12 protein-coding genes and 1 pseudogene are annotated in these 12,684 nt (G+C 46.8%); 1 reads left to right on the top strand and 12 read right to left on the bottom strand.

Annotation, left to right across the window (positions count from 1 at the left end; translation table 11 throughout):
* Positions 1–18 precede the first annotated feature (18 nt).
* From B0X71_RS09235 to B0X71_RS09175, 12 genes and pseudogenes are all read right to left on the bottom strand, one after another.
* Positions 19–513, bottom strand: a complete 495-nt coding sequence (locus tag B0X71_RS09235) for a cytochrome c-type biogenesis protein (protein ID WP_077589134.1) — start codon at positions 511–513, stop codon at positions 19–21.
* Positions 503–2,491: a heme lyase CcmF/NrfE family subunit gene (locus B0X71_RS09230; protein ID WP_198038719.1), complete on the bottom strand. Its 1,989-nt coding sequence runs from the start codon at positions 2,489–2,491 to the stop codon at positions 503–505. The genes B0X71_RS09235 and B0X71_RS09230 overlap by 11 nt, the downstream gene beginning before the upstream one ends.
* A complete protein-coding gene (locus tag B0X71_RS09225) occupies positions 2,491–2,952 on the bottom strand; it encodes a cytochrome c maturation protein CcmE (RefSeq protein WP_077589132.1) in 462 nt (153 codons plus the stop codon). The genes B0X71_RS09230 and B0X71_RS09225 overlap by 1 nt, the downstream gene beginning before the upstream one ends.
* A 457-nt stretch (positions 2,953–3,409) precedes the next feature.
* Entirely contained in the window at positions 3,410–4,204 is a 795-nt protein-coding gene (locus B0X71_RS09220) for an RnfABCDGE type electron transport complex subunit D (protein ID WP_077589131.1), read from the bottom strand.
* Complete coding sequence (locus B0X71_RS21380) at positions 4,195–4,749, bottom strand: peroxiredoxin family protein (RefSeq protein ID WP_232336848.1); 555 nt, start codon at positions 4,747–4,749, stop codon at positions 4,195–4,197. The genes B0X71_RS09220 and B0X71_RS21380 overlap by 10 nt, the downstream gene beginning before the upstream one ends.
* Positions 4,750–4,831: 82 nt before the next feature.
* Positions 4,832–5,758, bottom strand: coding sequence for a cytochrome c oxidase assembly protein (locus B0X71_RS09205; protein ID WP_077589128.1), 927 nt, complete (start codon positions 5,756–5,758; stop codon positions 4,832–4,834).
* Between the two features lie 214 nt (positions 5,759–5,972).
* Positions 5,973–7,874, bottom strand: coding sequence for a copper resistance CopC/CopD family protein (locus B0X71_RS09200; protein WP_077589127.1), 1,902 nt, complete (start codon positions 7,872–7,874; stop codon positions 5,973–5,975).
* A 47-nt stretch (positions 7,875–7,921) separates the two neighbouring features.
* Entirely contained in the window at positions 7,922–8,920 is a 999-nt protein-coding gene (locus B0X71_RS09195; protein WP_077589126.1) for a F510_1955 family glycosylhydrolase, read from the bottom strand.
* 2 nt (positions 8,921–8,922) lie between these two features.
* Positions 8,923–9,123 carry a hypothetical protein gene (locus B0X71_RS09190; RefSeq protein WP_077589125.1) on the bottom strand — a complete coding sequence of 67 codons (201 nt, stop codon included), beginning with the start codon at positions 9,121–9,123 and terminating at the stop codon, positions 8,923–8,925.
* Positions 9,120–10,523 (bottom strand): sensor histidine kinase, encoded by a 1,404-nt coding sequence (locus B0X71_RS09185; protein WP_077589124.1) that lies wholly within the window; start codon positions 10,521–10,523, stop codon positions 9,120–9,122. The genes B0X71_RS09190 and B0X71_RS09185 overlap by 4 nt, the downstream gene beginning before the upstream one ends.
* Positions 10,520–11,224, bottom strand: a complete 705-nt coding sequence (locus tag B0X71_RS09180) for a response regulator transcription factor (RefSeq protein ID WP_077589123.1) — start codon at positions 11,222–11,224, stop codon at positions 10,520–10,522. Before B0X71_RS09180 ends, B0X71_RS09185 begins: the two co-directional genes overlap by 4 nt.
* A gap of 106 nt (positions 11,225–11,330) precedes the next feature.
* Positions 11,331–12,064 (bottom strand): annotated as a pseudogene (locus B0X71_RS09175) (urease accessory protein UreH domain-containing protein).
* Positions 12,065–12,292: 228 nt separating this feature from the next.
* Between B0X71_RS09175 and B0X71_RS09170 the strand changes: the two are divergent.
* Positions 12,293–12,625 carry a four-helix bundle copper-binding protein gene (locus tag B0X71_RS09170; protein ID WP_077589122.1) on the top strand — a complete coding sequence of 111 codons (333 nt, stop codon included), beginning with the start codon at positions 12,293–12,295 and terminating at the stop codon, positions 12,623–12,625.
* Positions 12,626–12,684: the final 59 nt, after the last annotated feature.

Below are 12,684 nucleotides of genomic sequence, written 5' to 3'. Positions count from 1 at the left end.
TTCACGTTCCCGCCTTTCTTAAAGCCAATTTCGTAATTCTGCCTGAACTCGTTTCTCCACTTCCATTGAAACGGCAGGTTCAGCTGTATGGGCATTTTTCATCCCGTTTCTTCTTCGCAGCCAAGTTTTCAGCAATAAGAACACCCCTGTTATTCCTGCTGTGATACCAACAATTGGCAGAATCCAAGCGGCCACGAGATGAAATCCTTCTTTCACCGGGGAAGCCAGTATCCGTTCTCCGTACTTATCCACAAGAATCGTGACGACTTCATCCTTGCTATTTCCTTGTTTCAAGAGCTCATAAATTTCTGCACGGGTTTCAGTTGCAGTTGACAATGTACAATAATCGGCAGTCATCGAATCAGTACAGCCTGGTGGATGAATCTCGCGCGCCACTTCCAGCATGTCGGCTCGACTAACGACATTTACCTGTGCTGAGGTGCTATCAGGAAAACTGAATGGCAGCAACAGTATGACGAATGCAAGCAACAGGACGGTTATTCTATCCATCATAGACCATCTCCCTTCTCACACTCATTGTTGCTTTCCGTGGCCGTCTCTTCTCTGGCCACAGCGAGATAAGTGTTCCGAGTATCAATACATAGCCTCCGTACCAGATGCCAGAGATCAGTGGGAAAATCTTCACTTGGATGACACTGTTTCCGGAGTCCGGCACCCAACCGTTCAAGATGACAAACAGATCTTCTTCAATGGAACTAACAACAGAGACTTCCGTCGTCGGCTGATTGCCGTTCAAATAAGTAACTTTTTCAGGTCGGATGACTCCGAGGTATTCCCCATCCTCTTCGACAAGAAACTCCCCGTAAATGACATTGGTCATTTCCGTGCTGTATTCACCAAGACCGCGGTACATGAGGGAATAATCTCCTACCATGACCACTTCGCCTTCCGTTACGTTGTACTGGGTATCGACTGAAAATGCGCCAGCTCCTGTAAAGCCCATCACAATCAGGATGACACCGAGATGGGCTACGTATCCCCCATACCGTTGGCGATTCTTGACGAACAACATATAGAATGAGCGGAGCGCGTTCTCCCCTGTCACTTTTTTCCGTGCCTCTACTGCCCGGAAAAACTCCGTTGTGATAATGACGAAGACAAAGACCGAGCTGGCAAAAGCCGAGAGTGCCATCCAGCCTCTTACTCCACTAATAAATAGCGCAAGTGCGACAATCAAAGCGGCAAACACAGGAAGTGTCAGATTTTTACGGACTAATTTCAAGCTCGATTTCTTCCAAGCCAAAATTGGTCCGATTCCCATCATGATGACGATCGCAAGAAAAATTGGCACATTAACACGGTTAAAGTACGGGGCGCCTACCATGACTTTCGAGCCCGTGACCGTTTCTGAGATCACCGGGTAGATCGTTCCCCAGAAAATAGTGAACGCAGCGCCCACCAGCAATAAGTTATTGAACAAAAAACTGCTTTCCTTTGAGACAGCTGATTCAAACGGAGCATCGGCCTTCAATACAGAAGCCCGAGTCATAATTAGATAGAGGGCTCCTACAAGAATCAATCCGATAAACCCGAGAAAATAGGATCCGATTGGTCCATTAGCAAACGAATGGACAGACCACAGTACCCCGCTCCGGGTCAAGAATGTCCCAAAAAGCGTTAACAGAAACGTAATGGTCACCAAAGACACATTCCATTTTTTCAGCATGCCTTTCTTTTCCTGCACCATCATGGAATGAAGGAAGGCGGTTGCTGTCAGCCAAGGCAGGAAAGAAGCATTTTCGACCGGATCCCATGCCCAATAACCGCCCCAGCCAAGTTCGACATACGCCCACTGGGCGCCATAGAGGATGCCGATACTAAGGAAGAGCCAGGACAGCAATGTCCAGCGCCGGGTGATCTTCAGCCATGTCGCATCCACTTTTTTAAGGATCAATGCAGCCATCGCATATGCAAAGGGTACGGAGAATCCGATGTACCCTAAATAGAGTGTGACCGGATGCACAGCCATTCCCGGGTTCTGCAGAAGGGAGTTCAAGCCATTCCCTTCACTCACCTGTTCCGGATTCAGTGCGAACGGTTGTGCAATCGAATTGAGCAAAAAAGCGAAAAACAGGTTGATTACCAACAGAATGGCTGATACCCAGGGCAGATAGAGCCGGCTTTCCCGGTGTGTAGACCAAGCAACGAACATTGTGTATAAGCTCAGTATCCAAAGCCACAGTAACAGTGATCCGGCATTTCCGCCCCAGAAAGCGGAAACTTTATAGAATACTGGCAGATCAGTACTGGAATACTGAGCGACATATTGATAGTCAAAATTACTGGTCACCAACAAGTAAACAAGTGACGCAGATGCAAGTGTTGTCAATCCGGCCAGTACAGCAGCAGCGTATTTCGCACTTCGAAACCACTTATGACTTCCTGTCTTTGCGGCTGCCACGTTCGCGAATATTGCATATGGAATGACAATAATGGCGAAAATCAGTGCCCAATGTCCAATGTCACCCATCATTCATACCCTCCTTCTGGTTGCCCAGTGGTCGGCTCGTGTCCTTCAGGTGGAACCTCCCCATTTTCCTCCATCGCCTCATACTTTGATGGACATTTCACAAGCAGCTCGGTTGCGATGATGGTAGTGCCATCTTCCTGCAATTCCCCTTCCACAATAGCTTCCCAGCCATCATTCATCGTGTCGGGTTTGACGCCCTCATACAGGACTGTGACCCGCTCTCCGTTTTCGCCTTCCAAGTCGAATTCAAGCAGAATCTGTTCCGGATCCCACTTGAGTGACTCGCCAACAATATTGCCACTTACTTTTACAGGCTTCCCAGCCGCTTTTGCTTTATCCACTAGCAATTCATCAACAGTCAGATAAAAAGTTCCGGTGGAACCGATGCTGGTCAACATCAGGCCGCCGATGACTGCAAGGAACGTAATAGCTGCAAGGATGATTTTCATTTTCGTTTTCATAGTGGCACTCCCATCTCTATTGCTTCTTTGTCCTACTCTTTCTGCAATCTCTTTGAAACAGCTAACTGGAACTAGCCTCGTGTATGTTATTCGATTATTGATTGGGACAGCTTAAAAAACATTCGTAACAGAAATATCTCTAACTAGTGTTCTTGTTTCCCAATTTTTATGTGCGCTTCTACCATAGCAAGTAAATTTGAGGAAAGTATGAAGAAATCCCCTCGAGTTGAATTAACTTCTCATTTCTAATGTAATTTCAATCAATAATGGGGTTATCACAGATTTTTTTGGTATCTGTCCCTTTCTAATTTTATTAGCTAAAAGCTCCTCTCTCACTAGCGCTCTACCTATTTGTAGTTAGCGGCGTTAAGACCCTGAAAAAACGAAAGACACTCTTCTGAGTGCCAAAAAGGAATCGACGTTATAGAAACGTCATTTTTATACAACAACAAGTAAATCATTTGGCAAAACTGCTACTTTTATTTTGTTGAAATTGAGTACTAAGCCAGCGCATAAGAAACCACCCTGCACAGACAACAGCAAGACTGATGAACACCGCATGGTGGACATTTAGGTGAATCAGTACTTGTGCGAGGAGTGCAATGAGCGCTCCAAACACCACTTGGCTTTTCATGCTCTTCGGTGAAGTGGCAGGATCGGTGATCATGTTAAAAGTAAAGATGAATAAGCCGCCCCACATGAAACTGCTGAAATGGGTGTTCCAGATTTCCGGCCATAGGAACAGTCGGAGAGCGTGGATACCGACAAACGCTCCCAGGAATGTGATGACGAGCGGTAGCTTATGCACCCGGTAAACCAACCAGAAGCCACCGATAGACATCAAGGCGAGAACCCACAAGTAATTCCCCCATTGCAGAGGATCTGTCGCTGCTATAGGTACCAGCAGGGCAACAGCTACGATTCCGCTATTGGATGGATTGAAAATATGTTTCCCTTTGTAGCGAACCAAGTGCTTTAATGCGATGGCTGCTACAGCTGCAACCATAAACGGAAAGAGTGCTTCCGCCCGAAGAGCAAGCGAGATGCCCAGTCCCGTAATCAATGCGCTCGCAGGCCAAATGAACTTTCCCTGCTTTGCGTAGACAAACAGTATTTCAAGTACGACACACAGCACCAGTGTTACCGCAATCTGGACTACGGTTACAGAAAACTGCAGCAAGGACAGGCCAAGAACCGCATACGTACTGAGCAGAATAATCTGCATCGTGCGAGGATCACGTATTACTGCCATAGTTGCTGCAGCTCCTCTTCGATGGATTTGATCGGCACATTCATTTCCCGTTCAGAGATATCGAACCAACGAACTGTTCCAACTGCATCAATCAGGAAGATAGAATGCGTATCAACTGGGCCCATGTCCATGCCGCCTGGCACGTCTGTTATTCCATAGGGTTTTCCGATTTGTTGGTTTTTGTCGTAAAGGATGGGAACAACGATTCCATGCTTCTCGCCGATCTGCTTGCTGAAAGAAACCGGATCTGTCGTAACTGCTAAAATTTCTGTGTTTTCTTTGGCATATTCATCTGCTTTTTCATTCAGCTGAACCAGCTGATCAAGGCAGGCTTGTCAGCCGTTACCTTCATAGAAGTACAAGAGGACGTTCTTTCCGCGATAGTCTGAAAGGGAGATATCCCCTTCTGTAGAAGCGAGCGTAAATTCTGGAGCAGCTGTTCCAGGATCTACCCCTACAGTCCCACTGGCTGCTGTCTGTTCTTTTTGAATGGACACCAGTACGGTCAATGCCAGAATTAGAATCCCCGTTACAAAGAGAGCCATTAGCCAAGTCTTATTTTGCTGTTGCTTTTTCTTTTGATTCATAGCATAGTTTCCCTTCTCTGCTTTCTGTTTGATGAGTTATCTATTGGCCTGCCGGATAGGACTTCAGAGGAGTCTCTGGTTCCTTTTCCGCTTTCACCCACTTGTAAAAAATCGATCCGATCACGATACTATAGGCGAACTCCTGAACGACTTTCATGATGACCCCGCCGAGTTGTTGATCATCAAGTGGTGTCGCTATAAAAAACAATTCCGGCGCTTCTAGAACAGATGAATACAACACAACATCAGAGAAAATAATCAATGCACAAGCCGGCGTAATTAGCATTCCATTCGCGAACATGTACCCCATCTTCATGACGTATGACATCCGGTTGATCAGGCCATCTGGCGCAAGGACCTGAATCCACATAAGGAACGCCGATATATTAATAACGACATGCACTACTTCAAGCAGCAGAACGTGCTCTAGGATGTATTCATAGATGAACGGGATATGATAAAACGACCAAAGCAGATTGAACAAAAACAAATGCAACAGTGGCCATCGTAAAAATCGGAGGAAACGGATATTGAAGACCTGCTCGTTCAAAAAACGATAAAACTCGATTGGCATACCGAGTAGAATAAGAGGCGGCATGACAACATACATCAACGATTGCTGGAACATATGTATACTTAGCACCGAGTTATTGGACATTACCGCTACTGGTCCGGCTAGGGCTACATAGACAGCAAGCAAGCCGGCGGCAAAGGCGGCGTTTTTCTTTAAGGGAATTCCACTTTCTGAGAAACTTGGTATGCGTCGCATAACGCGCAAATAAAAAATATAAATCACCGCTAAAGCAATGAACAGAAGTGGGTTCCATACTTCCCACCATGCATACTGCTCAAATAAAGTTCCTTCTCCATCCGCTTTTGCATTCGGATCATGAGCAAATACCTGTAACGGCTGTAGAAGGAACAGAAACGAAAAGAAACCAACTGCATTGATACGGATTGTCTTCATCGCGATACCTCTTTTAATTAAGTTCTGGCTTACATAGAGAGTATAAATTAAATTTTTGTGGAACTTGTGAAGAAATGAATGTTTCTCAAGACTTTATGAAGAGTAGTGGGAAAAGAAACATAGAGAAAATAAGTGAACAATAAAAAAAGAAGTACCGGAAATTATCCGATACTTCTTAGTTTCTGCCAATTGACTAATGACCTTTAGTAGATTTTCACTCATTATACCTGACTTTCCCAGGTACAACGATACGAAAGGGGAATGTGACTTCATCTCCGTCCACTATAGTTGCTGTGACCGTCAAGTCCACTGTGCCTGCGGCATGCAGAATATTTCCCGTGAGTTTGAATTCATTTTCTCCAGTGTGGAAGGCATTGTAACTGACTTCGTAATCCGGGGGCATCGATACTATTACTTCTGCGTCCTTTACATTGTGTCCGTTGAACGTAACAGTCAGCACATTAAGCCCTAACTCCAGTGGTGAAATATTCAATTCAATGTCTAAGCCCTGTTGCTGCATGGCAGTCGGATAAATTCCTTGTTCAGCAGCTTTCGGTGTCGAGACAACCAGTAACCCAGCGGCGAGTAGAACAACGAAACCATACACAACTTCTGCTTTCGCACGACTTACCACGACGTTAACCGATTGAATAACCAATCGCTTAATTGTCCTGCGTTGAAAAAAACCAAGGACTGCAATAAGAAGAGTAAATATCATTTTGATGGTCACCGCTTTTCCCCATTCGCTTTCCAGGAAACTTTCCACAGAAAAAGAGGGCACATAGGCAATCGTCATATAGAAACCAGTTAGAACTAACACACCTAAACTGATCAGCGCCCATGTAGAGTACCGTGGCAGCGTTTCAACTAACAGTTCTTTTACTTCTTTCTTTTGGGGAACGGTAATGAGCGCGATTAGTCCACCGATCCAAACAGAAGCAGCCAGTAAGTGAAAGCTGCTGGCTGCAATAGACCAGTAGCCGCCGTATTGTGGGTAAGCGGCATGCCCGGTTACCAACGGCGTCAGCAGTAATGCAACACCCGCGAACACAGTTCCTGCGCGAGTAAATAACAAACCAGCCAGAAGAAGTACAAGCTGTAAAAGTGGAATCCAGACAAACTTCAACGATATGAACTGGCTGATGGGTAAACTCCCCACCTCTTGATGAAGTATTAGCAACACGGCACTTATTCCAACTGCTGTTAATCCAAATAGAATGGTTGAAACAGTCCGCCACCGCCTTGAAGTATAAGACGGGAAAATGAATGATTTGAAAAACAGGAATCCGAATAACGCTGAAAGACCTGTAAACCACAGCCAATAACCACCTTGGCTGATACCTGCACTCGAAAACCACTCCTCACTCTTGGCAGTGGTATTCCCGCCCTCTTCAATCGGAGTAAAATGGTCCACTGCAAAGTAGAAAACATCCAATGTTTCAGGTGCAAAACCTTCCGGATTGGCCGGGCGTGCATACCACGTCACTTGGTATGTGCCCGGCAGTGCTTCTTCAGTCAATTCCACGGTGATATGGTTAGGGTCTGCAGAATCGATCACCGGTTCAGCTGTTGAAATCGCCTCTTGATGATGACCGAATACCCCGACTGCCGTCAGGGTCACCGGCTGATTAAACCAGAATTCCAGTTGTCCGGGGGAACCTTCTGTAGTCTCGCCATCTGCCGGTGAATAGCGGAGCAGTTTGACTTCCTGTGATTCTGCAGAGGCAGTTGGCTGGCTAGCTGCTTCTACAACCCGGAACTGTATTACTTCTTCGATAACAAATCCATCTAGCGCTATTACGTTTGCCGTCGCGGTATAGGCACCGGGTGTCAACTCACTGGGAATTTCACTTATCACATGCCCCCTATTTTCTGGGTCTGTTTTTGTGTCTTTCAAATCAATGATTTTACCTTCGCTGTTCACTAACCGAATGGATCCAGGGTAGGCAACGACGGGATCCCGAAACCAAAATTCTAATGTTTCCGGGCTTCCCGTCAGTTCCTCGTTCACTATGGGATAGGTTTTGACCAAATCAGAATGAGCAAGTCCGACCATTGCAGGGAGCAGCACATACATGCTGATTATAGCCATTACTAACCATAACCACTTCTTCATTAGAGATTACCTACTTTCTATCCTGTCCTGTTCGCCCGCTTCCCCGCTCATTCATTTAAGTTTAGACCAGCGCCTTTATCCGCAATCTGATTCCAGGAATCGCCACTGTCCTCTGACAGATAAACATCCTTTTCGAATGTTGCAAACGTGATCATCTGTTCATCTTGTGGATTTACCGCGATATAGCCGATGGCATTTTGCCCGGCCAGTTCAGGAATTGGGAGGATCGCCTGTTCTCCTGTCTCAAGGTCGAAAGCCACCAGTGTAAAAGAATCAGCAACGCCTCCAACTAACAGTGTTCCATCCGGAGAGAAGGCCGCTGCCGTTGCGGGCACCTCTGAAATTGTCTCAAAAGTCTGTCCGTAGTCTTCAGAAAGGAAAACGCCCTGATCTGTGGCAATCGCAACAACCGCTTCTTCTTTCGGATGGACGGCAATGGACATGATATGTTCGCCTGCTAATCCTTTTGCAGCGCTTTCCGTCCATGTTTCCGTGTCATCAACGGAATAATAGATACCTGTTTCATCCATCCTTGAATTCGGCTGCGGATTCAGCACATAAATTGCGTGCGAATAATAGCCAGCATCCATTAGATGAAAATCAACTTCTTTATATAAATCCAACGTTTCCAAACTCTCACCCATATCGGTCGATTTAACGATGCCGAAAGGGTTTTCTAAGTTGGAACCCTCTCCAGGGTGTCCGCTGCTGTAAAAACCGTCATCTACCATTGAGAATCCCATATAGTCATTCGCAGCGACTGCTGCTTCACGCCAGTCCCCATCTTCGAACACTTTCAATCCGTCATGAGAAGGAACATAAATCCCTGCTCCGTCACCAGAAAAACCAAGGCCGTGTATGTGCATCAGTTCAACATCGCTCGCCTCTGCAGTAGCCTCACCTACAGCTCCTTCTGCGACTTCATTTCCTGTTCCATCTTCTGCAACTGCTTCAACCGTTTCGTTCTCTACAACTTCTTCTCCGGAGCATGCGGCAAGCATTGCCGCAGAAAGGGTAATCAATAATCCAAATATTTTTTTCTTCATAGTTAGTACCTCCTCTTTTTCTTAAACCACCAATACAACCCACCGGTCAAAACCAACGGGATTCCCATCCACAAGCAAACTTGGATAAATGTTTTCAAAAGTTCCAATGCCCCCGGGTTGAATAGCCAACTCCCTGAAGCTGCGAGACACAGAAGACCGGCTACAATCAAAAGGGCCGCCACTGTGAATTCAATTTTTGTCACCCTTCTTCCTCCTCTGCTTCCGGAAATGTGAGCTCAAAGTGTGTCCCTTCTCCAGGCTTGCTGCTTACCGCAATGGTTCCGCCTTGAAGCTCGGTTAATTGCTTCACAATGGCAAGACCGAGACCGGTACCGCCGAACTCCCGTGAGCGCGATTTTTCGACTCGGTAAAAACGGTCAAAGAGATGCGGCAGATCTGCTTCCGGAATTCCGATGCCTGTATCTTCCACAGCCACTTTCACGTTGCCGGCCCGCGCTTCCACTTCGAGACGGATTTCTCCGCGTTGCGTATATTTCACTGCATTATCAATCAAGTTCATCAGCACCTGCTCCATTCGCATCCCATCGGCTGTCACATAAGGAACAGTATCCGGCGGACTGAATACGAGATGGATGCCTTTCTCACGCGCTTTCATCTGTGACTTCAGCAGTGCATTTTCCGCCACTTCAATTAGATCCACATCTTCAACAGTCAACGAAATTTTACCTTCTTCCATTTTCGCAAGATCGAATAGTTCATGGACGAGCCGGGAAAGTCTTGCCGTTTCCTGCCGGATAATCCGGGCGTACTGCTGCTGTTCTTCTTCTGATTTATACAGCTTGTTCTCAAGCGCATGGGCGTAGCCCTCCAAATACGTCATCGGTGTCTGAAGCTCGTGTGAAATGTCCGCAAAAAACTGCCGGCGGTTATTCCGATACTGTTGCAAATCGATGGCCAGATCGTTAATGGCAACGGCCAAAGACCCGATTTCATCTGCCGTGCCGCTTGCTACTCTTGTATCCAGTTCACCCTTTGCCATTTTACGTGCCGCTTTTTCCATGTCAAGCAATGGATCGGATAGCTTTCGAGATAAGATATACGCAAAGCCGAGCGCCAGAAACACAGCACCTGCGCCGGCCAGTATGACAGATTGTTTTATGGCATTCAGCGACTGGTAAAGATCTTCTGCGGAATCCAGCACGAAGACTACACCTAGCAGTTCACCACCATCGAAAATCGGCTTCCCCGTACTCAAGTACCTCTCCCCATTCACCGGATTCACGTATTCCCTATGCTGAGAGGCACTTTCGCTCAGTAATTCCACTTCCTCGGCGCTAAGAGACTGCCCTTCCGATATTCCCGGAATCCCGGAATTTGCGGCTACGACGCCCGCTGCATCTACAACAACAATCTCCCGGTCTGTCAGTGATGACAGTCGCTCAAACAGATCAAGCTGTTCAGAATCCAAGGAAGGAATAGAGGCTGCGTATCGGTCTGACAGCGAGTCAAGCTCCTGTTCTGCTTCATTGAAATAAAAACTCGCGAACAGCTGATTCAATGTGAAGCCAAGCGGCAGCAAAATGGTCAGCACCAATAGCAAAATGCTGAGGACAAGTTTAGCGACGATACTTGCCCGCATCATTGCTCCGGATTTGAATGCTGGAATTTATAGCCTTTGCCCCAGATTGTGCGAATCGGGTTAAAGGAGAGCTCGTTTTTCCGGAACTTTTCCCGCAGGTTCTTGACATGTGTATCCGCTGTCCGCACATCCCGCTCTTTGTCGATACCCCAGATGCGGTTCATCAGCATATCCCGTGTGAAAATGATTTTATCGTTTGTCGCCAACAGTTCGATTAAGTCGAATTCCTTTGGTGTCAGTTCGATGACCTTGTCCCCGACATAGACAAGCCGCTCCACTCGGTCAATTTTCAGATCCGCCACTTCGATCAGCTCTTCCACAGCATGGCTGGCTGTGGCTTGCGAACGGCGAATGAGGGCTTTTGCCCGGGCAACCAGTTCTTCCGAATCGAACGGCTTGACCAGGTAGTCGTCTGCTCCTGCAGAAAATCCCTCCACTTTGTCTTTGGTATCTCCCCGGGCTGTCAGCATAAGAATCGGCACTTGTCTCTTCTCCCGGACTTTTTCGCACACTTCCCATCCGTCCATACCAGGCATCATCAAATCAAGGATGATGAGGCTGTAGCTTTTTTTCTCTGCCAACGCAAGCGCCGTTGCCCCGTCCTCCGCTTCTTCCGTATCAAAGTGCGGAAACAGCAGCACTTTCAGTAAATTCCGCATGTTCCATTCATCATCCACGATCAGTATCTTTTCTCGTGTCTCCAATTATCTTCACCCCTGCTTCCGGATTTTTCTCGTGTACTTGCTCTTACGTTACATGATACATAGTGACGTCTGCACGTATGATGCCGATTGCAGTTTCGTTTTCACATTAAATCGTCCAATAGACCAGTGTGTCGAAGATGCCGATGACAACCAGGACAACACCAGCTGCCCGTTGGAGAATCAAACCGACTTTTCTCCCTTTTTTCAACACGGTCCCGCCGGCACCGTAGTACCAAATCAAAAAAATAGCGATGAATAACGGAAGCGAGGTTCCGAGTGCAAACAGACTCGGCAGCACGGCGCCATAGGGAGTGCTGAGCGCAACCGGCATGAGTGTAAAGAAGAACAGGATGAACATTGTCGGGCAAAACCCGAGCGAGAAGCCGGCCCCAGAAGAAAGGAGCCGGTTTTCTCATTTCGGAATACATTATTCGGCAGTTTCGGAATCCGGAATAGTCCCTTGATTTTAACGAACCCGAGCATAACGATTCCGACAACGATGAATAAAGGACCTGTCATTTTTCGGATCCAAGGAAAGTATGTGGTCAACTCATTTTCAATTCCGCTGCCAAGCAGCCAAACGAGGAGTCCGAGCCCGGTGAAAACGGTGATTTTCCCGGCATTGAAAAACAGGACATCCTTCCAGGCCAGTCCTTTCTGCAGTGATTTATTACCGTAGAGTGTGACCGCCCCTACGTTGCCCGTAAACTGACACGGTGTCATTGCGCCAATCACGCCTAATAGTAAAGCGAAGATGACCGGTGCACCTTCAAGTCCCGCTGCTATATTCAGAAATGGTTCGGACAGCCAGCTGCTCAGCTGGCTCAATAGCTGATACATGTTACAGCACCACTTTCTTATTATTCAATCACACTATCTTAGCGGAAAACTTTGAAGAAAGTATGAAGTTGGCTTTCTCCTCTTGTGACAAATTCGGGAACGGCAATAAGAGACTTGGCATCTTTATCAGCTGCAGTAAAGATAGAATACTCAGTTTTTAAAAAACGGAAACTGGTAAATAAAGAAGTACAAGGCGAACTACAAAATTTATTAATGGAGGGATTTAAGATGGCTCACGAACGACGTCAGGAATTGATCCAGATTCTGCATGATTGCGCCATGGCGTGTAACTACTGTTTCGATGCCTGTCTTAAGGAAGACAACGTGAAGATGATAGCGGACTGTCTCAAGCTTACCCGGGAATGTGCAGATACATGTGCTTTCACCGAGCAGGCTGTTTCCCGCAACGCCCAATTCCATGAGCAGCTGTTGAAGTTCTGTGCAGAAGTATGTGATGCATGCGGAGCTGAATGTGAAAAACACGCAGCGCATAGTGAACATTGCAGAGTCTGTGCGGAAGCCTGTCGACGGTGCGCAGAAGCTTGCCGGAACATCGCCTGATTTTTTAACGAAAACAGCTTCAGAACGAAGGCTTTTCGCTCTGAAGCTGTTTTTTCTGT

It is taken from the genome of Planococcus lenghuensis (assembly GCF_001999905.1).
In the GTDB taxonomy this organism is placed as follows: Bacteria; Bacillota; Bacilli; order Bacillales_A; family Planococcaceae; genus Indiicoccus; species Indiicoccus lenghuensis.
Note: the sequence above shows the minus strand (reverse complement) of the source record. Positions and strands in the feature narration are given on the sequence as shown.

What these genes read in the sequence shown, in the direction of transcription:
- B0X71_RS09170 (WP_077589122.1), top strand. Translation starts at nt 12,293, where the DNA reads ATGGCTCACGAACGACGTCAGGAATTGATCCAGATTCTGCATGATTGC.
- B0X71_RS09200 (WP_077589127.1), bottom strand. Translation starts at nt 7,874, where the DNA reads ATGAAGAAGTGGTTATGGTTAGTAATGGCTATAATCAGCATGTATGTG.
- B0X71_RS09185 (WP_077589124.1), bottom strand. Translation starts at nt 10,523, where the DNA reads ATGATGCGGGCAAGTATCGTCGCTAAACTTGTCCTCAGCATTTTGCTA.
- B0X71_RS09195 (WP_077589126.1), bottom strand. Translation starts at nt 8,920, where the DNA reads ATGAAGAAAAAAATATTTGGATTATTGATTACCCTTTCTGCGGCAATG.
- B0X71_RS09220 (WP_077589131.1), bottom strand. Translation starts at nt 4,204, where the DNA reads ATGGCAGTAATACGTGATCCTCGCACGATGCAGATTATTCTGCTCAGT.
- B0X71_RS09205 (WP_077589128.1), bottom strand. Translation starts at nt 5,758, where the DNA reads ATGAAGACAATCCGTATCAATGCAGTTGGTTTCTTTTCGTTTCTGTTC.
- B0X71_RS09235 (WP_077589134.1), bottom strand. Translation starts at nt 513, where the DNA reads ATGATGGATAGAATAACCGTCCTGTTGCTTGCATTCGTCATACTGTTG.
- B0X71_RS09230 (WP_198038719.1), bottom strand. Translation starts at nt 2,491, where the DNA reads ATGGGTGACATTGGACATTGGGCACTGATTTTCGCCATTATTGTCATT.
- B0X71_RS09225 (WP_077589132.1), bottom strand. Translation starts at nt 2,952, where the DNA reads ATGAAAACGAAAATGAAAATCATCCTTGCAGCTATTACGTTCCTTGCA.